The sequence below is a fragment of the Sediminibacillus sp. JSM 1682029 genome (assembly GCF_041366435.1).
In the GTDB taxonomy this organism is placed as follows: Bacteria; Bacillota; Bacilli; order Bacillales; family Amphibacillaceae; genus Sediminibacillus; species Sediminibacillus terrae.
This window is the reverse complement of sequence record NZ_JBEWYY010000001.1, coordinates 80,887-107,278: the sequence shown is the minus strand read 5'-3', so window position 1 is coordinate 107,278 and position 26,392 is coordinate 80,887. Positions and strand designations below refer to the sequence as shown.

Below are 26,392 nucleotides of genomic sequence, written 5' to 3'. Positions count from 1 at the left end.
AATCGAGCAAACGAAGTTATGCTTGAGGAGAGAAGGTGAGCGAATGAACGGTTATTATTCGACCGATCAAGGGAAAGTCAGGGCGCACAACGAAGATGCCGGCGGCTATTTCAGCAACGCGGGCGGTCAAGGGTTGGCTGTGATAGCAGATGGCATGGGGGGCCATAAAGCCGGCGATGTGGCAAGTCAAATGGCGACCTCCTTGCTAAGCGATATATGGAAAGAAACAGCTGAACTTGCTTCTCCGGAAGATGCCGAGTCATGGCTGGACGACACGCTGTTGCGAGTCAATCAATCTATTTTGGATTATTCCCGTGGCCATGAAGAATGTGAGGGGATGGGAACGACCATAGTGGCTGTTATCTGTGCCCAAGATTTCATTACGATAGCCCATGTAGGAGATAGTAGATGTTACCTGATAAACGAACAGGGGTTTAAACAGGTTACCGAAGACCATTCATTGGTCAACGAATTAGTCCGTTCCGGCCAAATCTCGAAGGATGATGCTGAACATCATCCAAGGAAAAATGTTTTATTGAAAGCTCTTGGAACAGAAGAGAGCGTTCAGGCTGACATTCAGTCGATTGGATGGGACAAGGGGGATAAGTTGCTCCTTTGCTCTGATGGTTTGACAAATAAATTGAGTGATGAGGAATTAGAAGGAGTGTTGAGCAGCTCCGAAGTTCTTCAAGATTCTGCCCGGCAATTGATCGATATGGCCAATGAACGAGGCGGGGAGGACAATATTTCCGTGGTACTGGTGGATTATGATTCATCGGGAGAAGGTGAATCATAGTGCTGAACGGGAGAATTTTGAATGAAAGATATAAAATAAAGCAAACGATCGGCGGCGGAGGAATGGCAAATGTCTACCTTGCCAGGGACATCATCCTTGAGCGGGATGTTGCCATCAAGGTGTTGCGGCTGGAATATGCCAATGATGACGAATTTATTGCAAGGTTCCATCGGGAGGCACATTCGGCAACAAGCCTTTCCCACCCGAACATCGTCAATATTTATGACGTCGGGGAAGAAGAAGGCATTTATTATATGGTAATGGAATATGTAGATGGGATGACGCTGAAAAAATACATACAAACGTATGGCCCTATCGCTGTCGATGAAGCTATAACCATTATGAAACAAGTCACGTCTGCGATTACCCACGCCCATGCCAATGATATTGTGCATCGTGATATCAAGCCGCAGAATATCCTGATCGACAGTTATGGAAATGTGAAAGTTACGGATTTCGGCATTGCCGTTGCGTTGAGTGCCACTTCATTGACGCAGACCAATTCCGTGCTTGGTTCGGTCCATTATTTGTCACCGGAACAGGCGCGAGGGGGAATGGCAAATAAAAAATCAGATATATACTCGCTGGGAATCGTCCTGTTTGAACTTTTGACCGGTCGATTGCCTTTTTCTGGTCAATCGGCAGTTTCCATCGCTTTGAAGCACTTACAGAGTGAAACGCCGTCTGTGAAAAGATGGGAGCCTGACATACCACAAAGTGTCGAGAACATCGTTTTGAAATCAACTACAAAGGACCCCTTCTATCGTTATGAAACGGTGCATGAAATGGAAGAAGATTTGGAAACAGCTCTGGACCCGGAAAGAATGGATGAGGAAATATTCAAGACGCCAGACGAAAACGGGGAAGAAACAAAAGCGATTCCAATCATTACAGAGGACACATTCCAAACAAAATCCACGGAAGAAACCATCGTGCACGACAATACGAAAAACAACGGTGCAAAAGATAAAAAGAATAAGAAGCAGAAAAAGAATAAAAAGCGAAAACGCAAAAAGACTCTCATATGGGTTGCCATTTGCATGTTTGTCCTTTTGGGCGGCATAATTGCGGCTTTGTTTTTCATACCAGGCCTTCTGCAGCCCAAAGATGTTGAATTAATCGATGTAAGCGGAATGGAATACGAAGAAGCTTTAAGCAAGCTGGATGATCTTAATTTGGAAGTGGAACGTGAAGCCATGTTTTCGGATGAAGTTCCTGAAGGAAGTGTCATCAGCACCGATCCGGAAGCGGGAACGACCGTAAAAGAAGGGTCCACAGTGACCGTCTTTACAAGTGACGGGAAGGAAAAAGTTACTTTTGATGATTATATCGGCAGGGATTTCAGTCAAGTGGAAAGTCTGCTGGAACAGTCCGGTTATAAAAATATCAATGCATATGAAAAGTTTTCCGATAGACCAGTTGGTGAGATTATCACACAGATACAACCTCAGCCGGATGCAGAAGTAGTGCCGGATGAAACGAATGTCATTTTTGAAATAAGCAAAGGTCCAGAAACTGTTACATTGCCATCCTATGAAGGGATGACTGAATCAGAGGCACGAGAAGCCATTGAAGACGAGGGGCTGCGGGTGGCTGTTTCGGAAGAGCATTCTGAAGATGTGAAAGAAGGAAATGTCATTCGCCAGAAACCGGAACCATATAGTGATGTCACGCTGGAATCTGAAGTGGAAATTTTCGTCTCCACTGGTCCGGAAGAAAAGCCGCCGATTAACCATTCCGTTACTTTTACTGTGCCTTATACAGGAGATGAATCGATTCCGGACGACGAACAACAGGAAGAAAAGCCTGAACAGGAAGTGAGGATCTATGTCGGTGATCTGGATCGTGATATCACAGAACTCTTTAAAGAGGAAACGATAACGGAAGATACAGAGTTCACAATCAAACTGACGATTCCTCCAGGAGAGGATGCGGAATACCGCGTCATGCGAGATGATGAAATGATAATCGAGAAAACAGTTCCATATGAGGACGGGGAAGGTGACTAAATGACAGCGGGCAAGATCATAAAGGCATTGAGCGGCTTTTATTATGTGAAAGCAGAAAACGGCGATGTATTCCAATGCCGCGGCAGAGGGGTTTTTCGGAAAAACAAAATCAATCCTCTGGTTGGGGATATGGTGGAATTCGAGGAAAGCAATCCTGGAGAAGGGTATGTCGTGGATATCCAACCGAGAAAGAATGAACTGGTAAGGCCGCCAGTAGCTAATATTGATCAAGCTATCATTGTGGTTTCCGCGGTAAAACCCGATTTTAGCACACTTTTGCTCGATCGTTTTCTTGTGTTGATAGAGTCTAAACATATCCAGCCGATCATTCTTATATCCAAAATGGATATGCTTGATCAGCAAAAAACGGCAGTTATTGAACGCTATCGAGAGGATTACCAAAAAATAGGATACTTTGTCCAGCCGGTTTCCTCGAAACAGGAGGAAGGCTTGGCCAGTGTAGAAAAGATGATCACAGGAAAAATATCCGTGATTGCCGGACAGTCCGGTGTAGGGAAGTCTTCTTTCCTAAATGCGGTAAATCCATGTCTTAATTTGGAAACAAATGAAATCTCGGAAAGTCTCGGTCGGGGCAAACACACCACTAGACATGTTGAATTGGTAGAAATAAACGATGGGTTGGTGGCAGATACGCCTGGGTTCAGTTCGCTGGATTTCACAGAAATCGAGCTGGAGGATCTCCCCGACAGCTTCCCGGAAATGAGAAAAAGACAGGGGGACTGTAAATTCCGGGGATGCATGCATTTCAAAGAGCCTAAATGTGCAGTGAAAGCTGCTGTGGAGGCAAATGAAATTCCGGAGTACAGGTATCAACATTACTTGCAATTTATAGAAGAAATTCAGAATAGAAAGCCGAGGTACTAACTAATGAGCGTGAAAATAGCACCATCGATTTTATCAGCAGATTTCGCAAAATTGAAGGAAGAGATAGAAGAGGTTGAAGCTGCAGGTGCTGACTATATCCACGTGGATGTGATGGATGGCCATTATGTTCCGAATATCACAATAGGTCCACTGGTCGTAGATGCAATCCGGCCCGTTACAAGCCTGCCGCTTGACGTCCATTTAATGATCGAGCAGCCTGAACAGTATATCCAGGCCTTTGCAGATGCCGGGGCGGATATTCTCACTGTGCATCAGGAGACGTGCACCCATTTGCACCGTACACTGCAACTGATAAAGAAAGCCGATGTGAAAGCAGGAGTCGTTATCAATCCAGCTACACCCGCGGATTTTATCAAGCCAGTCTTGCAACATGTAGACCTCGTATTATTGATGACCGTTAATCCAGGTTTTGGAGGCCAAAGCTTTATATCCGAAGTTTTGGAAAAAGTGAAGACGATTTCGGAATGGCGAAAAGAAATGAATTTGGATTTTGAAATCGAAGTGGATGGAGGAGTAAATGCTGAAACAGCAGCCGATTGTGTAAATGCAGGAGCGGATGTGCTCGTGGCAGGAAGTGCGGTTTTCTCAAAAGAAGATAGACGACAAGCGATCCAAGAAATAAGAAATTCCTACTAAGAAAGCTCGTTATACCGTGTTGCAGCCCGAAAAAAGCTTCTTGTTTTCTTCAATAAGACAAGGGCTTGAACTCTGGACGGGAGGGTGCAGAAGCTGTACTGCGGCAGGCATGACCGGTTTATAAACTACAGGAAGATCCAGAGGAAATCCGAACGAGTACTCGAAAAAATCGAACTCGTTCGATTTTCTTATGCGTCTCCATATAACTTGAAACATTTACCGTTGACGGAAGAAGCCTTGCGATAAAGAGTTGGTGGAGTGGAAATCACATCATCAGATGTTACAGATGATCACTAAATAGCAGACAGGAGCGCTGAAAAGCAATCATCAAACAACAGGGTGAAAGAAAATATCGGAATATAGTTCCTTTAGTTTTCCCTTACATAACCACCAGAATGCATGTAGTCGTTCTTTTTCTATCCTGCCATGAGGCAGTGTCGGGATGTTCGGAAGGTTGGGCGGCAATCAGCAATTTTCACTGCAAAGGAGAAAAGTATTGTATGGCAATTGGAATCGTAGGAGGGGGTCCTGAAAGCTATGTCCCCGACTTGAAAGCATATCCGGATGTGACATGTTGGATCGGAGCCGATAAAGGGGCTGTTACACTCATTCAACAAGGTATGAGTCCTGATTTGGCTTTAGGTGATTTTGATTCCGTCACAAAGGAAGAATTGAAGATGATACGGGCTTATGCCAGGGAAGTGAAAGTTTTCCCGCCTGAAAAGGATGAGACCGATTTGGAGCTGGCGGTACTGGAAGCGCTCCAACGGAAAGGTTCATCCATTTACTTCTTTGGCGTGACCGGCGGACGACTGGACCACAGCTTGGCCAATGTACAGCAACTATACAGGTTGGAAAAACAAAACATCCAGGGAACAATCATCGATAAAGGAAACAAAATTTCCCTTGCTTTTCCGGGAACCATTCAAGTCAGGAAAGACAATATGTACCCTTATATTTCTTTTCTGCCCTTTACACACAGCGTCAGCGAATTAACTTTGCAACATTTCTACTATCCATTGGAAAGTGGATACTTGGAGTGGGGATCCACCTTATGCATGTCCAACCAGCTTCTTTCAGAAAAAGGTACTTTTTCTTTCAGTGAAGGCATATTAATGATTATAAAGAGCCGTGATGTACTTATAGATGAATAAAGTCATATACTGTACAAAGTGACTGCGCAGCCATCCGGAAAAGAGGAGGGGGATTTCATGAAGTTCTATACCTTTAAACTCCCGAGGTTCATAGGAGGATTTGTCCGAGCACTCATCGGTACCATTAAAAAAGATTGAGCAGTTGAACAGTAACGTCTGTAGCTCATTATGGAAAAAGCAAAAAGCACCCGGACAGGGTGCTTTTTGCTTTCAACCATTTTAATAATGCATGCGTTCTGCAGAACGCATGCATTACTGAATGTCTACATTATACGCGTTCAACTTTACCAGATTTCAATGCACGAGCAGAAACATATACACGTTTCGGCTTGCCATCTACCATAATGCGCACTTTTTGAACATTCGCTTTCCAATTACGTTTATTCGCGTTCATGGCATGAGAACGGGTATTACCTGAACGAGTTGTACGACCTGTAACAACACATTTACGTCCCATGTTTATCCCTCCTAAAACCGTAAATATCTTCACATACTTATACAATTTATCATATGCCATCGAATAATGCAATTATTGTTTTCTCGCAATATCAAGAAAATCAGCTTGACAGATGGTTTGTTTTCGTCCATTGTATAAAGGGGTTTGTATAATGTGAAACTGCTTTCATCTGGCTTATGTTATAATAAAATTACTTTAGACTTTTAGAAACAAGGAGGAGTCATGATGTCCATTGAACTCACGACAAAGGATGGTCACGTAACGATAACCAATGATGTTGTCTCCACCGTAGCTGGAGGAGCGGCAATTGAATGCTATGGCATTGTTGGCATGGCCTCTAAAAACCAACTTAGAGATGGATTGGCGGAAATTCTTCGAAAAGAAAACTTTTCCCGGGGTGTTGTAGTAAGGCAGGATGGGGAAAATCTTCATATAGATATGTACATTATTGTCAGCTACGGAACAAAAATTTCCGAAGTAGCCCATAATGTCCAATCACAGGTGAAATACACACTCGACAAGACATTGGGATTGTCAGTCAATTCGGTAAACATTTATATCCAGGGCGTGCGGGTGACGATTGATTGAAAAGAGTATATTGCTGTGGATAATCCACGTACTTAAAAAGAAAGGCAGGTAACCAGCCGGACAATTGGAAGGTTGGACAGCTGTCCAGTTAGTTGATAGAAGGAGGAAGTTTTAGTGACGGTACGGACAATAGACGGTGCTGCTTTTGCCCAAATGGTATTGGCGGGATCTCAGCACCTGACGAATAATGCGAAAATGATTGATTCTCTCAATGTATTTCCTGTACCAGACGGAGATACAGGGACAAATATGAATTTATCGATGACCTCTGGGGCGAATGAGGTTAAAAACACCGATTCGGATCAAGCTGGGGAAATCGCCCAGGCATTGTCCAAGGGATTATTGATGGGGGCGAGGGGCAACTCAGGGGTTATCCTTTCTCAACTGTTCCGGGGATTCGCCAAAGGCATAGAAGGAAAAGCTTTGTTGGATGCCGCTGCATTTGCGGAAGGCTTGGAAATGGGTGTCAAAACAGCCTATAAAGCAGTAATGAAGCCGGTTGAAGGAACAATATTGACAGTTGCCAAAGATGCAGCAGCTAAGGCGACGAAGGCAGCGCCGGCCGCTGAAGACATGACGGAATTTCTGGAAGAAGTGTTGGACGAAGCGAAAGCATCTCTGAAGCGGACGCCTGAACTGCTGCCTGTCCTGAAAGAAGTCGGAGTAGTGGACAGCGGCGGTCAGGGATTGGTAACTATCTATGAAGGGATGCTTGCCTCCTTGAAAGGAGAAGAACTTCCAGAATCCACTGGGTCCACCGTCGATTTAGATGACTTGGTGAATGCCGAGCATCACAAAATGGCGCAGGATTTCATGGATACAGAGGATATCACCTTTGGATATTGTACCGAATTCATGGTAAAACTCGAAGAAGAAAAAATAAAGGACCACCCGTTCGATGAAGAAACCTTCCGTAATGAATTAGGGGAACACGGCGATTCCCTTTTGGTCGTGTCTGATGAGGAAATCGTCAAGGTTCACATTCACGCTGAATACCCGGGAGAAGTTTTGACACTTGGTCAACGGTTTGGCAGCTTGATTAATTTGAAAATTGAAAACATGAGGGAACAACATACTTCGATTGTCGGCGAGAAAAAGAAACGGAAGCATACCGATGGGCCGGCTGAATATGGAATTGTGTCGGTGGCCATGGGAAATGGACTCAAAGCATTGCTGGAAAGTCTGGGGGCAACGGTTGTCATTCAAGGCGGACAGACGATGAACCCAAGTACACAAGATATTGCCGATGCCATTAAACAAGCAAATGCACGGAATGTGATTGTTCTGCCAAATAACAAAAACATTGTCATGGCAGCAGAACAGGCCGCCGATCTTGCGGAAGAAAATGTAGCTGTCGTAGCCACGAAAACCATCCCGCAAGGCATGAGTTCGTTGTTGGCCTTTCATCCGGATGCTACACTCGAACAAAATCAGACAAACATGTTGGAAGCAAGCAAACATGTAAAAACCGGCCAGGTAACCTATGCTGTAAGGGATACGCAAATCGATGGTCTTTCTATCGAGAACGGTAGTTTTATGGGCCTTGCGGATGGAAAAATCAAATCCACGAATAAGGACAAGCTTAAAACGGTACAGGATTTGCTGCATGAAATGATAGACGAAGACGATGAAATTGTCACCATTTTGCAGGGAGAAGACGCTGACCAGGAAGAAGTGGAAGCTCTTGAAACCTTTTTAGCAGAGAACTTTGAAGATTTAGAAGTCGAGATTCATGAAGGTGATCAACCTATATATGCATTTATCATAGCGGTCGAATAAAAAAGCAAAGCCCTCCCCTCGTTTGGGAGAGGGCTTTTTTTGCCCGTTGCCAAGCTGTGCTACAACTTGGCCGGAAACCGTCTGTCAACGGTTTTATTACGGATAATTGGCTGGTATTCGTAAGCGGAAGCCTTTACAATAAAAGGGGAAGGAGATGGAAGTATGAAATACAAATCTGTGTTTGATATCATCGGCCCGGTAATGGTTGGTCCATCCAGTTCGCACACTGCAGGTGCCGCCCGGATCGGAAGAGCTGCAAGAAATTTGTTCGGAAGGGAACCTGCGTGGGCGGAAATACATCTCTATGGATCGTTCGCCAAGACATATAAAGGCCATGGGACAGATGTAGCTATTGTTGGTGGTTTATTGGACTATGATACGGACGATCAGCGTATAGGCAAATCGATCGAAACGGCGGAAAAAAAGGGAATGAAAATTTCCTTTCACGAGGATGAAGCTGCCACAGAACACCCTAATACCGCCCGGATCAAAATCGGTGACGGCGAGGGTGACCTAGAACTTGTAGGCATTTCCATAGGCGGGGGAAAGGCCGAGATAACAGAATTGAATGGCTTCGAGTTGAATTTGTCCGGGAACCATCCCGCTATTCTTGTGATGCACAACGACCGTCATGGTGCGATTGCTTCCGTAACACAGATACTTGCCAAACATGAGATCAACATCGGTCGGATGGAAGTTTCGCGTAAGGATGTTGGGAAAGAGGCACTCATGGTCATTGAAGTGGACCAAAACGTAGAAGAAACGGTAATGCGTGAATTGGAAAATGCTTCGCATATTCTTCAATTGTCTAAAATCATAGATTGATAGAGCAGGTCTGTATTTGCGAAGCAGTCAAACGCAGTTATCAACAGAGAGGAGTTTTACATGTGTTCCGAAATGCTGCTGAACTAGTCGAAATTGCAGAAAACGAAAACATTAAAATTTCAGAAGTGATGATACGTCAGGAAATGGACGTAAAAGATAAAACTAGGGAAGAAGTTTTCGCCCAAATGGAAACAAACCTGTCGGTCATGGAAAAAGCTGTGGAAGAAGGACTCCAAGGAGTAAAGTCTCATTCTGGTCTGACTGGCGGAGATGCTGTCCTCTTGCAAAAGTATCTTCAGGAAAAGCAACCGTTATCTGGAGAGCTTCTTTTGGATGCAGTGAGCAAGGCGGTTGCTACTAACGAGGTTAACGCAGCAATGGGCACCATATGCGCCACACCGACTGCCGGAAGTGCAGGCTGTGTACCGGGTACCCTGTTCGCTGTTAAAAACCGTCTTCATCCAACAAGGGAAGAAATGATACGTTATCTCTTTACGGCTGGCGCATTCGGCTTTGTCGTAGCCAACAACGCTTCTATATCGGGAGCCGCAGGCGGATGTCAAGCCGAAGTGGGTTCTGCGGCTGCCATGGCGGCCGCGGCAATCGTGGAAATGGCAGGAGGCACCCCGCAACAAAGTGCCGATGCGTTTGCTATTACGTTGAAAAACATGCTTGGGCTGGTTTGCGATCCAGTTGCCGGCCTTGTAGAAGTTCCCTGCGTAAAACGAAATGCAGCGGGTGCGTCCAATGCAATCGTATCTGCGGATATGGCATTGGCGGGAGTTACGAGCCGGATACCGTGTGATGAAGTGATCGGTGCGATGTATCGGATAGGCAGAGCTATGCCTTCGGCTCATAGAGAAACGGCTGAAGGCGGATTGGCTGCCACTCCTACCGGCCGTGCGCTGGAAGCCAAGATATACGGAATTCCTATGAAGAAAGAGTGAATACCTTGTTGAATGACCCGGTAACAAATGTGAAAGGAATCGGAGAAAAGTTGGGGCAAGGGTTGAACAGCTTAGGGATTCACACTATAGAAGATCTGCTGTTTTACTTTCCTTCCCGGTACGACGTATATGAAATAAAACCGCTAAGTGAACTGTTGCACAATGACAAGGTAACCATCGAGGGAGAGGTGATCAGTGAACCTTCCCTTGCTTTTTATGGAAAAAGAAAGTCGCGTCTTTCATTTAATTTACAAGTAGAACATGTGACAGTCAAAGCTGTCATGTTCAATCGATCGTTTGCCAAGAAGCAATTGCAGGTCGGAGATCTAGTGACGGTGACAGGAAAGTGGGATCAACATCGCCTGCAAATAACTGTCAGTAATTACAAGAAGGGCAGTGCAAAAAGCGACGCAAAAATACAACCAGTCTATGCCCTGAAAAGTGATGTTTCCAACCTTCAGATCAAAAAGGCTGTCACTACAGCACTATCTCAATTTCAGGATAGTCTCCAGGAGATTTTGCCTCAGGACTATTTGTCTGCATATAAACTTCCAGGCCGCTTGGAAGCCGTGAAGCAAATGCACTTTCCTGATAACCACCAGGTCTTGAAACATGCTAGAAGGCGGTTCACGTATGAGGAGTTTTTGCTTTTTCAATTGAAAATGCAGCTGCTCAGGAAGCGTAAGCGGGAATCCACGCATGGAAACAGCCTCGAGTATGAAAAAGGAGCCGTGGATGAATTTGTCGAACGACTCCCTTTCCGGCTAACCGCCGCCCAAATTCGTTCACTTGAAGAAATCTTGAAGGACTTGCAATCCCCATACCGGATGAACCGTTTGTTGCAGGGGGATGTCGGTTCCGGGAAAACCGCTGTTGCGGCCATTGCCTTGTATGCTGCAATTACTGCAGGGAAACAGGGGGCGTTAATGGTCCCGACGGAAATTCTGGCCGAACAACATTTTCAATCCTTGACAGAATTGTTTGCCGATCAGGCAACTGTTGTATTGCTGACTGGCTCTGTCAAAGGAAAGAGAAGAAAGCAAATCCTGCAAGAAATCGCCGCGAAAAAAGCGGATATCATAGTCGGTACGCATGCTTTGATCCAGGACGAGGTTCACTTCAGGGACCTTGGCCTTGTCATAGTCGATGAACAGCATCGGTTCGGTGTGGAACAAAGACGCATTTTGAGGGATAAAGGACTTCATCCCGACGTTTTGTTCATGACTGCGACCCCTATTCCGCGCACTTTGGCTATCACGGCTTTTGGTGACATGGATGTGTCCATTATCGATGAGATGCCGTCAGGAAGAAAGCAGGTTGAAACTTACTGGGTAAAAGAAAACATGCTCGACAGAGTCTTGCAATTCATCCAAAAAGAAGTCGACAACGGTCACCAGGCATATGTTATTTGTCCTCTGATCGAAGAGTCTGACAAATTGGACATTCAAAATGCCGTCGAACTTTATGAGCAATTAAAAGAGATTTATGCTCCAAAAACCAATGTCGGCTTGATGCATGGCAGGCTTCCTTCCGACGAAAAAGAGGAGGTCATGCGGGATTTTGCTGCCAATGACATTCAAGTGTTAGTCTCCACCACTGTAGTGGAAGTAGGGGTAAATGTGCCCAACGCAAGTGTCATGGTCATTTATGATGCTGAAAGGTTTGGGTTATCCCAACTTCACCAGCTGAGAGGGCGTGTGGGCAGAGGAGAAGCCCAGAGTTACTGTATTTTAGTGGCCGATCCAAAAGGAGAGGTCGGAAAAGAGCGGATGAAAATCATGACCGAAACGGCAAACGGCTTTGAGTTGTCGGAAGAAGACCTGAAACTCCGTGGCCCCGGTGACTTTTTCGGCAAAAAACAAAGCGGAATACCTGAATTCAGAGTCGCTGACATGGTCCATGATTACCGGGCGTTGGAAACAGCAAGAATGGACGCACAAAAAATCCTGGAATCAGGTTCACTTGATGAAGACCCGCAATTCAAACAGCTTGCCATGCAAGTATATAACGATAAAATCGTCAAGGGAGAAACCCTCGACTGAGGACCAGTTGATCAGGTGATTTATGCTTGCATATTCGCATTTGGTATTATATATTACTATTAGTACCTAGTCATAATATGGACGGTGGAGAGATGAAGCGAACGAAAAAGGAAAGGCAGCAGCTGTTGAAACAAACAATAGAAGATACGCCTTTCATAACGGATGAAGAGCTGGCCAAAAAATTCGCAGTCAGCATACAAACAATCCGGCTTGACCGGATGGAAATGTCGATACCAGAACTACGCGAGCGGATTAAATCGGTCGCTGCCAGTCAATGGAATGAAACCGTGAAAGCTCTGCCAATTGACGAAGTAATCGGGGAAGTGATCGATTTGGAGCTGGATGTGCGGGCGATTTCAATATTGGACATCGGCAGCGAGCATGTTTTTTCCAGAAACCGCATTGCGAGGGGGCATCATTTATTTGCGCAAGCAAACTCTCTGGCAGTCGCTGTGATCAATGATGAACTGGCTTTGACAGCGAAAGCGGAAATCAAATTCACCAGACAGGTGAAGCAAGGTGAAAGAGTGATTTCCAAGGCGGCGGTGAGTGGTAATGATGCGAAAGGGAGAACAATCGTGGAGGTCAACAGTTTTGTTGAAAATGAAAAAGTGTTTTCTGGTGACTTCCTGATGTTCCGTTCCCATCATCAAAAAGGAGAGTAAGTCAATGAAGATAGCAATTGATGCAATGGGGGGCGACAATGCCCCAGATGAAATTGTTTCCGGAGCGATCGAGGCCGTGAAAGAATGGCGGGATTTGGAAGTGACCCTGATAGGGGACGAGGAAAAAATATCCCCACTGTTAAAAGGTGCGGAAAGAATACATGTGATACATACTACGGAAATGATCACCGGAGAAGATGAACCCGTCCGGGCAGTAAGGCGCAAAAAAAACTCCTCTATGGTATTAATGGCGGAGGAAGTAAAACAACGTAAAGCAGATGCTTGCATATCAGCTGGAAATACCGGAGCATTGATGAGTGCCGGTTTATTTGTGGTAGGGCGAATGCAAGGGATCGATCGTCCAGCTTTAAGTCCGACATTGCCCACCAAGGATGGCGGCGGCTTTTTATTGCTTGATGTGGGAGCAAACGTCGATGCAAAGCCAATCCATTTGGTGCAATATGCAATAATGGGATCCGTTTATTCCGAAAAGGTCCGAAAGATAGACAATCCCCGTGTCGGTCTTTTGAATGTCGGGACCGAGGACGGAAAAGGAAATGATTTGACGAAGCGTGCTTTTACTGAACTTACAAACGCGCCGATTCACTTTGTGGGAAATGTGGAAGCGAGGGACTTGCTCGAAGGTGCTGCTGATGTAGTAGTAACCGATGGGTTTAACGGGAACATTGCCTTAAAAACGATTGAAGGAACGGCGATGACGATGTTTTCCATGCTGAAACAAACGTTCATGTCAAACTGGAAATCCAAATTGGCAGCCGGCTTGGTAAAAGCGGAGCTGAAGGAATTGAAGGACAAGCTGGATTATTCTGAGTATGGTGGGGCAGGCTTGTTCGGATTGGCGGCGCCGGTCATCAAAGCCCATGGTTCATCCAATGGCAGGGCTATCTATAATGCTGTCAAACAAGCACGCAATATGGTCGAGTTAAATGTTACAGAAACGATTGAAAAAACGATAAAAGAAATGCAGTTGGAAGAGGAGGAATAACATGAAACGTGTTGCTTTTGTTTTTCCGGGACAAGGTTCGCAGGAAGCCGGAATGGGAAGAGATTTATTCGAGAACTTTGAATCGGTTAGGCAATTGTTCCGCAATGCGGATCAACAACTGGACGACGACTTGACGACCCTCATGTTCGAAGGACCGCAGGAAACGTTGACTCAAACAGAAAACGCACAGCCCGCCTTGCTGTTGACCAGTGCTGCTATAGCTTCCGTATTAAAGGAACAGGGTGTGGAACCCGTCATGACAGCAGGTCACAGTTTGGGAGAGTACAGCGCGCTCGTATCGGCAGGAGCGATCAGCTTGGAAGAAGCGCTGCCGCTTGTCCGGTTGCGCGGGAGGCTGATGGAGAGGGCTTTTCCCGCAGGTAAAGGAGCAATGGCGGCCGTATTAGGCGGTGAAATGGAGACGATCACCTCTGTGCTTGATTCCGTAAATGAAGAAACAGGAGAGATTGTCGATGCTGCAAATTACAACTGCCCTGGTCAACTAGTGATTTCCGGTACAAAGCAGGGCATCGAAACCGCTGGAGAAAAGCTGAAAGAAAATGGGGTTAAAAGGGTGCTACCTCTTAACGTCAGCGGGCCATTTCACTCTCGCTTGATGAAGCCTGCAGCTGAAAAGTTCGCCGAAGAGTTACAACAGGCAAATTTAACCGATGCAAGAATCCCTGTTTATGCGAATGTTACGGCAGCTCCTGTGACAGAACGGGAACAGATTGCAGAATTGTTAGTCCAACAGTTGTATTCACCAGTAAGATTCCAGGAAATCATCGAAGCGATGCTGGATAAAGAGCTGGATGCGATTGTCGAGGTTGGCAACGGAAAGGTATTGACAGGACTCGTAAAGAAAATCCACAGACGCATGAAAACTTTTTCCGTGCAAGATACGGAATCACTTCAGGCATTTGTTGAATGGTATAAGGAGGAATCTTGAGCATGCTAAATGGGAAAGCTGCATTAGTGACAGGTGCTTCCAGAGGGATAGGAAAGGCAATTGCGCTGGAACTTGCCAGACAAGGGGCTAAAGTTGCGGTCAATTTTGCAGGAAACGAAGCGAAGGCTGAAGAAGTAGTAAAGGAAATAGAAACGCTAGGCGGAGAAGCCATCAAGGTAAAGGCCAATGTTGCAGATGAAACGGAAGTCAAACAAATGATCAAACATGTGATCGATTCCTTCGGCAGCTTGGATATCCTTGTGAATAATGCAGGAATCACGAGAGATAATCTATTGATGAGAATGAAAGAAGAGGAATTCGATCAGGTCATCGACACAAACCTGAAAGGTGTCTTCCTTTGTACGAAAGGTGTCACCCGCCAGATGATGAAACAAAAAAGCGGTCGGATCATCAATATCGCTTCTGTCGTTGGTGTAAGTGGCAATCCGGGACAAGCGAATTACGTGGCAGCGAAGGCAGGAGTCATCGGGATGACAAAATCCACGGCTAAGGAGCTTGCTTCCAGAAACATCTTGGTAAACGCGGTTGCTCCCGGTTTTATCGAAACGGATATGACTGATCAATTGACAGATGAACAGAGACAAGGCATGCAGGATCTTATTCCGCTGGCGAAATTGGGGAAAGGTGAAGACGTAGCAAAAGTTGTACGTTTTCTTGCTTCCGAGGATGCCGATTACATTACCGGTCAAACCATCCATGTGGATGGCGGTATGGTGATGTAAAAACTCTATCGATTGCTTTGAAAGGGGGTGAATGAAATGGCAGATACATTTGAGCGTGTCAAGAAAATCGTAGTGGATCGTCTGGATGTGGAAGAATCAAAAATCACGATGGAGGCTTCCTTTAAAGATGATTTGGAAGCTGATTCGTTAGACGTTGTTGAATTGGTTATGGAGTTAGAAGACGAATTCGACATGGAGATTTCTGATGAAGAAGCTGAAAAAATTGAAACAGTAGGTGATGCTGTTAATTACATAAACAGCATTCAATAATAAATAGTACTTATTTATTTAGCTAGGCAGCGATATGTTGTTTATGGAAATGGCAGTACAAAAAGTCCCGCGCAATTGCGGGGCTTTCTCCATATTCACCGCAAGGGGGTGTGAGGCATTGGATTTTTCTATGCTGCAAAAACAGCTTGGCATCACTTTCAATGATGAAAGGCTTTTACAACAAGCATTTACCCATTCATCTTATGTGAATGAGCATCGGAAAAAAGATTACCAGGATAATGAGCGATTAGAGTTTTTGGGCGATGCAGTATTAGAACTCGGTGTATCTCAATATTTGTACCGTGAGTACCCGGAAATGGAAGAAGGAGAGCTGACAAAATTCAGGGCTTCTATCGTTTGTGAGCCATCCTTGGTAAGCTTTGCGAATGACTTGGATTTTTCTCCTTACGTGTTGCTTGGAAAAGGGGAAGAAATGACTGGCGGTCGAAACCGTCCAGCGTTGCTGGCAGATGTTTTCGAAGCATTTATCGGTGCATTGTATCTTGACCAGGGATTTGACGTTTCCATCAACTTTCTGGAAAAGTATGTCTACCCGAAAATTACCAAAGGTGCTTTTTCGCATGCGATGGATTATAAAAGTCAGCTGCAGGAATTGGTTCAGCGAAGCAAAGATGGCAGTATTGACTATGCAATCACGGAGGAGCGCGGGCCGGCTCATAATCGTGAATTCGTTGCCGAGGTACACATACAGGGAACGGTGGCTGGAACGGGCATCGGCAGGACGAAAAAAGAAGCTGAACAACGAGCAGCTAAAAAAGCGCTCGACAGTTATGAGGCAGGTTGAAGAAAAGGAGGCGTGGGCTTGATCGAGTGACAAGCACAGCCTCCTTTCGTTTATGATTGCTTGCGATGACCGGCCAGTTCCTGAATGAAAGCCTGGGTTTCTGCAACGCTTAACTGACCTTTGTGCTCCAGCATATCATGCAGCGATTTCAATTCTTGATATTTTTCTAAATCGTAATCTTCCGGTTTCATGATCGAGCGGTTCACGACCTGTAACTTTTTCGCCATGTTATCAATGATAATTGCCAAATTTTCCCTTGATGGTTCCTGCAAACTCACATTAACACTCCTCAATATTTTATGATTCCTTCTATGACCCTACTCTTTATGATAAAATAAATAAGTTGAAATGCAAATTAATCTTAATTTTTTACATACTTATTGCAGATTGTCTCGTCTGCAAAATTCCGATAGAGAAACAGTTAATCAGTGAAATAGGAGAATGGATATGTTTCTGAAACGATTAGATACAGTTGGATTTAAATCTTTTGCCGAACGGGTTTCCGTTGATTTTGTGCCAGGTGTAACAGCGGTTGTCGGCCCTAACGGCAGCGGGAAGAGTAATATTACGGATGCGATCCGCTGGGTGCTTGGGGAGCAATCCGCCAAGTCTCTGCGGGGCTCGAAGATGGAAGACATCATCTTCCAGGGAAGCGATTCGCGGAAGGCTTTGAATATTGCGGAAGTAACACTGACACTGGATAACAGTGACCAGGCGTTGCCGCTTGACTATCAGGAAGTGAGTGTAACAAGAAGGGTTTACCGATCAGGGGAAAGTGAATTTTTAATCAACAAACAGACATGCCGGTTAAAGGATATCATTGACCTTTTTATGGACTCAGGGCTTGGAAGAGAAGCTTTTTCGATTATAAGTCAAGGGAAAGTCGAGGAGATACTGAGCTCGAAACCAGAAGAAAGAAGGTCGATCTTTGAAGAGGCGGCAGGTGTGCTCAAGTATAAGCAAAGAAAGAAAAAGGCTGAGTACAAACTGGCGGAAACACAGGAAAACCTTAACCGTATTGAAGATATCATCTTTGAAATTGATGGCCAGTTGGAACCATTGAAGGAGCAGGCGGCAGTAGCGAAGGATTATTTGCAAAAAAAAGACGAATTAAAAAAAGTGGAAATCGCTCTTTTGATTGCCGAGATTGAAGAGATGCATGGGAAATGGAAATCGGTGCTCGCGGAAATAGAAGCCCAAAAAGAAAAGGAAGTCGCTCTTCAAACGAGCATTCAACAAAAACAGGCCGGTTTGGAAGAAGGACGCAGTCAAATTCAAGCGCTGGATGAGTCTATCGAGGATTTGCAAGAATCCCTATTGGATTTGACTAAACAGCTTGAAAATTTACAAGGTAAAAAAGAATTGAGTAATGAGCGCTTCAAGCATTTCGAAGATAATAAATCAAAATTGGAAGAAGAAAACGGCCAATTAAAAACGCGGATGGACAAGTTGGAAACGGGTTTGACAGAAGAGCAGGAAAAGTTGTCCCGTCTGGAAGCCGAAAGGCGTGAAACAAATAAAAGTCTGAAGCAGACTGCAGAATTGCTGTCCACTTCGAAGCAAAACATAGAGGAGCAAATCGAAGAGTTAAAAAGTGACTACATTGAAAAATTGAATGAACAAGCCGCAAAAAGGAACGAACGTCAGTCTATCTCCAGGCAGTTGGAACAGATCAACCTGAAAAAAGACAATCAGCAAGATAAATTCAAGGGCCTGATTTCTGAAAGGGAACAGCTTGAGAGGAAACTAGCCGATTTGAAAACGAAATTGGCAGAGCAAGCCGAGACCCGGCTGGCGGCTGAACATACCTATGAGAAACAAAGAAAAAACTTGGAAGCGGATAATGCAGCCTATCAGGAGTTGCAGACAAAGCTTTATCAAGGCTATCAGTACATTGAAAAGTTAAAATCCAAGAAAGAAATGCTCGAAGATATGAAGGAAGGGTATCAAGGTTTTTTCCACGGAGTCAAAGAAGTATTGAAAGCAAGAGAGGATAAAGAGTTGTCTGGAATCGACGGAGCGGTGATTGAATTGATCGACGTTCCGGCCAAGTTGATCCCGGCGGTCGAAACAGCGCTAGGAGGCCAAGCTCAGCATATTGTTATGGAAGATGAATCCAAAGCGAGAGCGGCGATTAATTGGCTGAAAAAACATAACAAAGGCCGTGCGACCTTTTTGCCTGTCACAGCCATTAAACGTAAATACATTCCCGCCGATTTATTGGCAGGGGTGAAAAATCATCAAGGCTTTGTCGGCGTGGGTGCAGAGCTGGTTTCTTTTCAGCAGAAATACAAGGGGATAGCAGAAAACCTGTTGGGTAATGTAGTCATTGCCGACAACCTTAAGGCGGCGAATGAAATTGCTGTACATCTGCACCGGAAATTCCGGGTGGTGACGATGGATGGAGATATCATCAATCCAGGCGGTTCGATGACCGGAGGAGCGAAGAAAAAGTCGGGACAATCCTTGTTTTCACGTGAAAAAGACTTGCAGGAAGTGACAGACAAACTAAACGAATTTCAGCAAAAAGCGCTGGAATTCGAACAGAAGGTCAAAGCACGGAAACAAGCGAATGAAGAGTTGGAACAAGCGATGGAAAAGCAGCGAGAGGCGATAAGAGCCGCACAGCAACAGGAACAGGAAACACGAACTGCCGTGAAAGAAATGGAAGTGAATGTTGCTCATTATAACGAAAACTTGAAATTATACGATCAGGATACCAATCAATACGAAACAGATCTTACTGATTTGAAACAACGGAATGCGAAATTGGAAGATGAATTGAATGATCTAGAAAGAACACTAGAGGCTATCCAAGGGGAAATCGATGAATGTGACCGCAGGCAAGCCGATTATCAGGAAAACCAGGAGAAGCTGCAAGAAAAACATCATCGATTGCAGATAACCCTGGCAGAACAAGATGCCAACGTGAACAGTCAAAAAGAAAAATGCAAGGCATTGAATCATCAGCTTGAAGAAGTGAATCAGGCCCTTCGGGAAAACACGGAACAATTGGAGCAAATGTTCGATTTTCAGAATAACCGAGAAACAGAAGAGGAAATCGACGCAAAGCTTGAAGAGAAACAAAAACAAAAGGATAAAGTGGCCGAATTGATTCAAGCGCGCCGTCAGGAACGGCTGAAAAGAACGGAAACGGCCGGCGATCAAGAACGCGAGATCAAAGAGAAAAACAGGATCTACCAGTCGCTGGTCCAGGATTTGCAAGACAAAGAACTGAAAGCGGCCAGGTTCGATGTCGAATTGGAAAACCGGCTGAACCATCTGCAAAACGAGTACGCGCTCAGTTATGAAAAAGCGGCTCAAAATTATGAAAAGGCGGAGGATATCGATCAGGCCAAACAGTCGGTGAAATTAGTCAAACGTTCTATCGATGAACTTGGTACGGTCAATCTTGGAGCGATTGATGAATACGAACGGATAAGTGAAAGATATGAATTTCTTACAGAGCAGCAGACAGATTTGGTGCAGGCGAAGGATACACTGTTCGGAGTCATTTCCGAGATGGATGAGGAAATGGTCAGGAGATTCGAAACCACCTTCACTCAAATCAAAGAAGAGTTTTCCATCGTCTTTTCTGCCTTGTTCGGAGGTGGAAGTGCAGAATTGAAATTGACGAATCCTGAAAACATGCTGGAAACTGGCGTCGATATTATCGCACGGCCACCGGGAAAAAAACTGCAGCACCTAGGATTGCTATCTGGTGGGGAACGGGCTTTGACAGCTATCGCGCTGTTGTTTGCCATATTGCGTGTCCGTCCGGTTCCCTTCTGTGTACTGGATGAAGTGGAGGCTGCTCTGGACGATGCGAATGTCAGCAGGTTTGCAAAGTACTTGAAGGAGTTTAGCGAAAAAACACAATTTATTGTGATTACCCACAGAAAGGGTACAATGGAGGAAGCCGACGTATTATACGGCGTAACCATGCAAGAGTCGGGGGTTTCCCGCCTTGTATCGGTACGGCTGGAAGATGCGCCTGCTTTAGTAAAAGCATAAACGCACCAGAAAGGAAGGTATTATGAGCTTTTTTCAAAAACTAAAAGAAAAATTCAGTGGCGATACAGGGAATCAACAAGAGGCACAGCCTGAAAAGTATAAAGAAGGGCTTTCCAAGACAAGAGGCTCTTTTTCCAGCAAAATAAATGACCTGGTTGCGCGCTATCGCAAAGTAGATGAAGATTTTTTCGAGGATTTGGAAGAAATATTAATTTCGGCAGACGTTGGCGTGACAGCTGTCATGGATCTTATCGATGATTTGAAAATGGAAGTGAAACGGAGAAACATCAAAGACAGTGGGGAAATGAAAGAAGTCATTTCCGAAAAATTGGTGGATATTTATTACGGGGACAAAGATGAAGAACCGGAAAAACTGCAGCTTCATGAAGATGGTTTATCCGTCATTTTGTTTGTCGGTGTAAATGGTGTTGGAAAAACAACGACCATTGGAAAAATGGCCCACCAGTTGAAGCAGGAAGGAAAAAAAGTAATCCTGGCTGCTGGAGACACGTTCCGGGCAGGAGCAATCGAACAGCTGGAAGTTTGGGGAGAAAGGGCTGGCGTGGATGTGATCAAGCATAATGCCGGCAGTGATCCTGCTGCGGTAGTGTTCGATGGAATTCAGGCGGCAAGATCAAGAGGAGCCGATGTATTGTTGTGTGATACGGCAGGACGCTTGCAGAATAAAGTCAATTTAATGAATGAACTTGCCAAGGTGAAAAAAGTCATCTCGAGAGAAGTGCCGAACGGCCCGCAAGAGGTGTTGCTCGTCCTTGACGCAACCACCGGCCAGAATGCAATGAGCCAGGCCAAAACTTTTTCCGAAGCGACGGATGTGTCAGGAATAGTTCTGACCAAGTTGGATGGAACGGCGAAAGGCGGCATTGTGCTTGCTATTCGAAACGAATTGCAGATTCCTGTAAAGTACGTCGGTTTAGGAGAGAAAGTAACTGATTTACAGGCTTTCGATGCACACGCCTTTGTTTACGGCTTGTTTGCAGATATGCTGGAAGAGGAAACATCTTGACAGCGCATAAGATCATTAGGTAGTATTTCATTGTAAAGGCATTTCACTTAACAAGGAGTGCTCGCTTTGCTGGAAAAAACGACCAGAATCAATTTTTTATTGGATTTTTATCAAGAACTACTGACCCCAAAGCAACGAAACTATATGGAGCTGTACTATTTAGAGGATTATTCACTCGGTGAAATTTCAGAAACATTTGATGTATCACGACAAGCCGTGTACGATAATATCCGACGGACGGAATCGATGCTCGAAGCTTATGAGGATAAGCTCCATTTGTATAAGAAATTCACAGCGCGAAACCAGCTGCTAGGACAGTTGGAAGAAGCACTGCAAGAAAGTCAGGACACTACTTTAAGAGGATTGGTCAATTCACTTAAAGAATTAGATTAGGGGGGCTCCTTCTATGGCATTTGAAGGCTTGGCCGAACGCCTGCAAGGGACAATCCAGCGCATTAAAGGAAAAGGGAAAGTCACCGAGCAGGACGTAAAGGAAATGACAAGAGAAGTACGGCTTGCTTTATTGGAAGCAGACGTCAATTTCAAAGTCGTGAAAGATTTTGTCAAACGCATAAAAGAACGCGCAGTCGGGCAGGAAGTAATGGAAAGTCTGACGCCCGGCCAGCAGGTTATCAAGGTAGTAAAGGACGAACTGACAGAGTTGATGGGCGGCGAACAGAGCAAAATAGCAGTAGCCGACCGACCTCCTACCGTCATAATGATGGTGGGGCTTCAGGGAGCAGGTAAAACGACAACCACCGGCAAGCTTGCCAACTTGCTCCGTAAAAAATATAATCGAAATCCGCTTTTGGTTGCAGCGGATGTTTATCGACCGGCAGCAATCAACCAGTTGGAAACACTGGGTAAGCAATTGAACATGCCGGTGTTCTCCTTGGGAACGGAAGCAAATCCGGTCGACATCGCCAATCAGGCTATAGAACAGGCAAAGGCCGAACATCAGGATTATGTTATCATCGACACGGCTGGCCGCCTTCATGTCGACAACGATTTAATGGATGAATTGGAGCAAATCAAGTCCAATGTAAATCCGGATGAAATCTTTTTGGTTGTCGATGCAATGACAGGACAAGATGCTGTCAATGTAGCGGAAAGCTTCAATGAACAACTGGACGTCACAGGAGTGGTATTGACGAAGTTGGATGGCGATACCCGTGGCGGTGCTGCCCTGTCGATAAAAGCAGTTACAAATAAACCGATAAAATTTGCCGGAATGGGTGAAAAACTGGATGAGCTTGAGGCATTCCATCCAGAACGGATGGCTTCAAGAATCCTGGGAATGGGAGACGTTCTGTCGCTCATCGAGAAAGCACAGGATACAGTGGACCAGAATAAGGCGAAGGAATTGGAAGAAAAGATGCGATCCGCTTCCTTCACCTTTGACGACTTCCTGGAACAGATGGGCCAGGTCCGTAACATGGGACCACTGGAAGACTTAATCGGGATGCTCCCCGGCGCAAACAAAATGAAGGGATTGAAAAATGTTCAATTCGACGAGAAACAGCTTTCCCATGTCGAAGCAATCATTCAATCCATGACAAAACAAGAACGTCAGGATCCTGGCGTCATGAATGCCAGCCGGAAGAAGCGGATTGCCAAAGGTGCCGGAAGATCGGTGTCAGAGGTCAATCGTCTTCTCAAACAATTTGAAGAAATGAAGAAAATGATGAAGCAGATGACCAACATGCAAAAGGGCAAAAAAGGCAAAGGAATGAAATTTCCATTCATGTAATGGAAAAACACTTTACAGACAAATGAACATCTGATAGAATCTAAACTTGTGATAAGCAATATTTAATAATGGAGGTGCAAGACATGGCTGTTAAAATTCGTTTAAAGCGTATGGGTTCAAAAAGAAATCCATTTTACCGCGTAGTAGTAGCTGATTCACGTTCTCCTCGTGACGGACGTTTTATTGAACAAATTGGCACTTACAATCCGGTAGCCAACCCGGTTGAAGTAAAACTAGATGAAGAAAAGGCGCTTGATTGGATGACTAAAGGCGCTAAGCCTAGTGATACAGTTCGCAACCTTTTCTCAAAGCAAGGCATCATGACGAAATTCCACGATACGAAAAACCAAAAGTAAAGTAGAGTGATATCATGAAAGCCTTAATCGAAACGATGGTGGCTCCGTTGGTTGATCATCCGGAAGATGTCCAGGTGACAGTCAAGGAAGAAGATGATAGATTGACTTACCATTTGACTGTCAACCAGGATGATGTCGGAAAAGTGATCGGAAAAAACGGACGAATCGCAAAAGCTGTCCGGACGGTGGTCTATGCTGCCGGTTCAGCCGAAACAAAGCGAATCTATTTGGATATCATGTGAAAAGGGGAAGGGGAAAACCTTTCCCTTTTTTCCAAATTCAAAAAAGTTGTCATCCTTTCACTGCCTCTCTAGAACAAGCCTGCTCCAGGGGACAGCTTTTACAGGTCTTTTGTACAGTACGACCGGTAATCCTTTCAAGTCACGGATATGGTTTGGACAATATGGCGGAAAGGCAGGGGCTGTTATTGAAAATTATTCGGAAGATTCCTGTCAAGCAGGTAATCACGGAGAGAAGCAAGGAAAGCCTGGCGGAACAGTTCAACCAAAATAAACAGCAGCTTGAACAAGAGTGTCAACAATTGCAGTTTGAACAACGGAAACTACAAAATAAAAAAGGGGTTTCCAAGCATGAAGTGGCAAAACGGTTCCAACAGGAAATTAAACGACGCAAAGACAAGATCAAGTGGATTGAATTTCAATTGGAACAATTGGTAATCCTGCCTATTGGCAGTGAAATAACAGAAGAAGAAGTTGAAACTCTTGTTGAGGTTGAAGAAGGATTAAACTGGGGTGACATCTCCGATAACAAAGCAATTATCGTCAAAGATGGCATCGTGATTCAAATTACATAGCAGGTGAAGATATGAGCGAACAAATGTTCAATGTTGGAAAAATTGTAAACACCCACGGTATTAAGGGAGAGGTAAAAGTAGTCCGGATTACCGATTTTGATGAGCGGTTTGAAATCGGTAGCAGGTTATACTGGTCTGATGGAAAAGGGAGCCCGGTAGCCCTCACTGTCGATGGTCACCGCAGACATAAAAACTTCGATTTATTGCACTTTAACGGATATGATTCTCTTAATGATGCAGAAAATTTGAAAGATGGCCTGTTGCGAATAAAGGAGGAGCAACTGGCGCCTTTGGAAGAAGGCGAATTTTATTACCATGAAATCATCGGCTGTGAAGTTCATACCACGGATGGTGATCAGGTGGGAAAAATCAAAGAGATTCTTTCCCCAGGTGCCAACGATGTATGGGTGGCCAGCAGAAAAGGAAAAAAGGATTTATTGATTCCTTATATAGAGGATATTGTTAAAACCATTGATGTCGCTCATAAGCGGGTCATCATAGAGCCGATGGAGGGACTGCTTGACGAATGAAAATAGATATACTGACACTGTTTCCTGAAATGTTTGATGGAGTAATGAACCATTCGATATTAAAAAAAGCACAGGAATCGGATGTGTTTCAATATCGCCTGGTCAATTTCCGTGAGTATTCGAAAAACAAGCATAAAAAGGTGGATGATTATCCATATGGAGGCGGAGCGGGTATGGTTCTCACCCCTCAACCCTTGTTTGATGCTGTGGAACATCTGTCATCGGAAGCATCCGTGAAACCGCGTGTCGTGCTCATGAGTCCTCAAGGTGAGACTTTTAATCAGGCAAAGGCGATGGAACTTGCAAACGAGGAGCATTTAATTTTTATATGTGGTCATTATGAAGGTTATGACGAAAGGATTCGGGAACATATCGCGACCGATGAAATATCGATCGGTGATTATGTGCTGACTGGCGGAGAATTGGGGGCGATGGTTGTTGTTGACAGTGTGGTCCGATTGCTTCCAGACGTTCTGGGTAATGAATCATCCGCTCAGGAAGATTCGTTTTCCACTGGTCTGCTGGAGCATCCACATTATACCAGACCGCTCGACTTTCGTGGGATGCGGGTACCGGACGTGCTGGTATCGGGAAACCACGGCAAAATTGAGGAATGGAGACGCCAGCAATCCTTGAAAAGAACTTATCAGCGGCGTAAGGATTTGCTTGACGATTATCCGTTAACCGAGAAGGATAGACAATGGCTGGAAAGCTTGGATGACAAGTGAAGGGTGAAGCTGCTGGTCGTTGATTGATTCTATTTCCGGTAATCATGAATAAATAGTTGAAGTAGACCATTGGATATGATATATTATTTGTTGTGCTTAAACAAAAGTTTAAGCAGGATAAACAATGTTCCGCTTTCTTTATTCTTAAGTTAAGAACATTGGTTTGGAAGGAGTGTAACAGGATGCAACATATTCTTGAAGAAGTGACAAAAGAACAGCTTCGCACTGATCATCCTGATTTTCGCCCTGGTGACACGGTAAAAGTCCACGTTAAAGTCGTGGAAGGAAACCGTGAGCGTATCCAGGTTTTCGAAGGCGTTGTTATCAAGCGTCAAAACGGCGGAATCAGCGAAACTTTCACTGTTCGTAAGATTTCTTACGGCGTAGGCGTTGAACGTACTTTTCCAGTACATTCACCGCGCATTGACAAGATTGAAGTGAGCCGCCGCGGTAAAGTACGTCGTGCGAAACTTTACTATCTACGCAACCTGCGTGGTAAAGCTGCACGTATTAAAGAAATTCGCTAATTTGAATGCAGGAAAGGAGCTTGAAAAGTCAAGCTCCTTTTTTCTACTTAAAATAGGTATTTAGACCGG

Annotated in this window: 29 protein-coding genes; 27 read left to right on the top strand and 2 right to left on the bottom strand. The window is 44.8% G+C overall.

The features are described 5' to 3' along the window. Nucleotides 1-43: 43 nt before the first annotated feature. The 6 genes from ABVF09_RS00550 to spoVM all read left to right on the top strand — a co-directional run bounded on the left by ABVF09_RS00550 (nt 44) and on the right by spoVM (nt 5,639). Nucleotides 44-796 carry a Stp1/IreP family PP2C-type Ser/Thr phosphatase gene (locus ABVF09_RS00550; RefSeq protein WP_026570410.1) on the top strand — a complete coding sequence of 251 codons (753 nt, stop codon included), beginning with the start codon at nt 44-46 and terminating at the stop codon, nt 794-796. Beyond that, complete coding sequence (gene pknB, locus ABVF09_RS00545) at nt 796-2,805, top strand: Stk1 family PASTA domain-containing Ser/Thr kinase (RefSeq protein WP_026570409.1); 2,010 nt, start codon at nt 796-798, stop codon at nt 2,803-2,805. The genes ABVF09_RS00550 and pknB overlap by 1 nt, the downstream gene beginning before the upstream one ends. Continuing rightward, on the top strand, nt 2,806-3,690 hold the full coding sequence (gene rsgA / locus ABVF09_RS00540) for a ribosome small subunit-dependent GTPase A (RefSeq protein ID WP_026570408.1): 885 nt from the start codon (nt 2,806-2,808) through the stop codon (nt 3,688-3,690). It abuts the gene before it with no gap. A gap of 3 nt (nt 3,691-3,693) precedes the next feature. Continuing rightward, nucleotides 3,694-4,347: a ribulose-phosphate 3-epimerase gene (gene rpe, locus ABVF09_RS00535; protein ID WP_371068409.1), complete on the top strand. Its 654-nt coding sequence runs from the start codon at nt 3,694-3,696 to the stop codon at nt 4,345-4,347. A 500-nt stretch (nt 4,348-4,847) separates the two neighbouring features. After that, complete coding sequence (locus ABVF09_RS00530; RefSeq protein ID WP_026570406.1) at nt 4,848-5,501, top strand: thiamine diphosphokinase; 654 nt, start codon at nt 4,848-4,850, stop codon at nt 5,499-5,501. A 57-nt stretch (nt 5,502-5,558) separates the two neighbouring features. Further along, nucleotides 5,559-5,639, top strand: coding sequence for a stage V sporulation protein SpoVM (gene spoVM, locus ABVF09_RS00525; RefSeq protein WP_035426727.1), 81 nt, complete (start codon nt 5,559-5,561; stop codon nt 5,637-5,639). A gap of 130 nt (nt 5,640-5,769) precedes the next feature. Here spoVM and rpmB read toward each other — a convergent pair whose 3' ends face one another. Then, on the bottom strand, nt 5,770-5,958 hold the full coding sequence (rpmB, locus tag ABVF09_RS00520; protein ID WP_026570405.1) for a 50S ribosomal protein L28: 189 nt from the start codon (nt 5,956-5,958) through the stop codon (nt 5,770-5,772). A gap of 225 nt (nt 5,959-6,183) precedes the next feature. Between rpmB and ABVF09_RS00515 the strand changes: the two genes are divergently transcribed. The 11 genes from ABVF09_RS00515 to rnc all read left to right on the top strand — a co-directional run bounded on the left by ABVF09_RS00515 (nt 6,184) and on the right by rnc (nt 16,577). Next, complete coding sequence (locus ABVF09_RS00515) at nt 6,184-6,546, top strand: Asp23/Gls24 family envelope stress response protein (RefSeq protein ID WP_026570404.1); 363 nt, start codon at nt 6,184-6,186, stop codon at nt 6,544-6,546. Nucleotides 6,547-6,660: 114 nt separating this feature from the next. Continuing rightward, complete coding sequence (locus ABVF09_RS00510; protein ID WP_371068408.1) at nt 6,661-8,325, top strand: DAK2 domain-containing protein; 1,665 nt, start codon at nt 6,661-6,663, stop codon at nt 8,323-8,325. A 162-nt stretch (nt 8,326-8,487) separates the two neighbouring features. Further along, on the top strand, nt 8,488-9,150 hold the full coding sequence (gene sdaAB / locus ABVF09_RS00505; RefSeq protein ID WP_026570402.1) for an L-serine ammonia-lyase, iron-sulfur-dependent subunit beta: 663 nt from the start codon (nt 8,488-8,490) through the stop codon (nt 9,148-9,150). A 62-nt stretch (nt 9,151-9,212) separates the two neighbouring features. Next, nucleotides 9,213-10,097 (top strand): L-serine ammonia-lyase, iron-sulfur-dependent, subunit alpha, encoded by an 885-nt coding sequence (gene sdaAA / locus ABVF09_RS00500; protein ID WP_026570401.1) that lies wholly within the window; start codon nt 9,213-9,215, stop codon nt 10,095-10,097. 5 nt (nt 10,098-10,102) lie between these two features. After that, complete coding sequence (gene recG, locus ABVF09_RS00495) at nt 10,103-12,139, top strand: ATP-dependent DNA helicase RecG (protein WP_026771374.1); 2,037 nt, start codon at nt 10,103-10,105, stop codon at nt 12,137-12,139. A gap of 92 nt (nt 12,140-12,231) precedes the next feature. Next, nucleotides 12,232-12,804: a transcription factor FapR gene (gene fapR, locus ABVF09_RS00490; protein ID WP_026570399.1), complete on the top strand. Its 573-nt coding sequence runs from the start codon at nt 12,232-12,234 to the stop codon at nt 12,802-12,804. A 4-nt stretch (nt 12,805-12,808) separates the two neighbouring features. Beyond that, the gene (gene plsX / locus ABVF09_RS00485) at nt 12,809-13,810 is read left to right on the top strand and encodes a phosphate acyltransferase PlsX (RefSeq protein WP_153462536.1); all 1,002 of its coding nucleotides are present in this window, start codon (nt 12,809-12,811) and stop codon (nt 13,808-13,810) included. 1 nt (nt 13,811) lies between these two features. Next, nucleotides 13,812-14,759, top strand: a complete 948-nt coding sequence (gene fabD / locus ABVF09_RS00480) for an ACP S-malonyltransferase (RefSeq protein ID WP_026771373.1) — start codon at nt 13,812-13,814, stop codon at nt 14,757-14,759. A 2-nt stretch (nt 14,760-14,761) separates the two neighbouring features. Continuing rightward, complete coding sequence (gene fabG / locus ABVF09_RS00475) at nt 14,762-15,502, top strand: 3-oxoacyl-[acyl-carrier-protein] reductase (protein WP_026570396.1); 741 nt, start codon at nt 14,762-14,764, stop codon at nt 15,500-15,502. A 36-nt stretch (nt 15,503-15,538) separates the two neighbouring features. Further along, the gene (acpP, locus tag ABVF09_RS00470; protein ID WP_026570395.1) at nt 15,539-15,772 is read left to right on the top strand and encodes an acyl carrier protein; all 234 of its coding nucleotides are present in this window, start codon (nt 15,539-15,541) and stop codon (nt 15,770-15,772) included. Nucleotides 15,773-15,890: 118 nt separating this feature from the next. Further along, nucleotides 15,891-16,577, top strand: a complete 687-nt coding sequence (rnc, locus tag ABVF09_RS00465; protein WP_026570394.1) for a ribonuclease III — start codon at nt 15,891-15,893, stop codon at nt 16,575-16,577. Nucleotides 16,578-16,627: 50 nt separating this feature from the next. Here the strand turns inward: rnc and ABVF09_RS00460 are convergent, their stop codons facing one another. After that, the gene (locus ABVF09_RS00460) at nt 16,628-16,855 is read right to left on the bottom strand and encodes a DUF1128 domain-containing protein (protein WP_026570393.1); all 228 of its coding nucleotides are present in this window, start codon (nt 16,853-16,855) and stop codon (nt 16,628-16,630) included. A 169-nt stretch (nt 16,856-17,024) separates the two neighbouring features. Here ABVF09_RS00460 and smc point away from each other — a divergent pair, with 169 nt between their 5' ends. The 10 genes from smc (at nt 17,025) to rplS (ending at nt 26,323) form a co-directional block, all read left to right on the top strand. Continuing rightward, nucleotides 17,025-20,591, top strand: coding sequence for a chromosome segregation protein SMC (gene smc / locus ABVF09_RS00455; RefSeq protein WP_371068407.1), 3,567 nt, complete (start codon nt 17,025-17,027; stop codon nt 20,589-20,591). Nucleotides 20,592-20,613: 22 nt separating this feature from the next. Beyond that, nucleotides 20,614-21,618, top strand: a complete 1,005-nt coding sequence (gene ftsY / locus ABVF09_RS00450; RefSeq protein ID WP_026570391.1) for a signal recognition particle-docking protein FtsY — start codon at nt 20,614-20,616, stop codon at nt 21,616-21,618. Between the two features lie 66 nt (nt 21,619-21,684). After that, complete coding sequence (locus tag ABVF09_RS00445; protein WP_026570390.1) at nt 21,685-22,011, top strand: putative DNA-binding protein; 327 nt, start codon at nt 21,685-21,687, stop codon at nt 22,009-22,011. Nucleotides 22,012-22,024: 13 nt separating this feature from the next. Further along, complete coding sequence (gene ffh, locus ABVF09_RS00440; RefSeq protein WP_371068406.1) at nt 22,025-23,368, top strand: signal recognition particle protein; 1,344 nt, start codon at nt 22,025-22,027, stop codon at nt 23,366-23,368. An 83-nt stretch (nt 23,369-23,451) separates the two neighbouring features. Then, on the top strand, nt 23,452-23,724 hold the full coding sequence (gene rpsP / locus ABVF09_RS00435; protein WP_026570388.1) for a 30S ribosomal protein S16: 273 nt from the start codon (nt 23,452-23,454) through the stop codon (nt 23,722-23,724). 14 nt (nt 23,725-23,738) lie between these two features. Next, a complete protein-coding gene (locus ABVF09_RS00430; RefSeq protein ID WP_026570387.1) occupies nt 23,739-23,966 on the top strand; it encodes a KH domain-containing protein in 228 nt (75 codons plus the stop codon). A 185-nt stretch (nt 23,967-24,151) separates the two neighbouring features. Further along, a complete protein-coding gene (locus ABVF09_RS00425; RefSeq protein ID WP_026771370.1) occupies nt 24,152-24,538 on the top strand; it encodes a YlqD family protein in 387 nt (128 codons plus the stop codon). Nucleotides 24,539-24,549: 11 nt separating this feature from the next. Further along, entirely contained in the window at nt 24,550-25,068 is a 519-nt protein-coding gene (rimM, locus tag ABVF09_RS00420; protein WP_026570385.1) for a ribosome maturation factor RimM, read from the top strand. Further along, nucleotides 25,065-25,796 (top strand): tRNA (guanosine(37)-N1)-methyltransferase TrmD, encoded by a 732-nt coding sequence (trmD, locus tag ABVF09_RS00415; protein WP_026570384.1) that lies wholly within the window; start codon nt 25,065-25,067, stop codon nt 25,794-25,796. The genes rimM and trmD overlap by 4 nt, the downstream gene beginning before the upstream one ends. A 182-nt stretch (nt 25,797-25,978) precedes the next feature. After that, on the top strand, nt 25,979-26,323 hold the full coding sequence (rplS, locus tag ABVF09_RS00410; protein WP_026570383.1) for a 50S ribosomal protein L19: 345 nt from the start codon (nt 25,979-25,981) through the stop codon (nt 26,321-26,323). Nucleotides 26,324-26,392 lie beyond the last annotated feature (69 nt).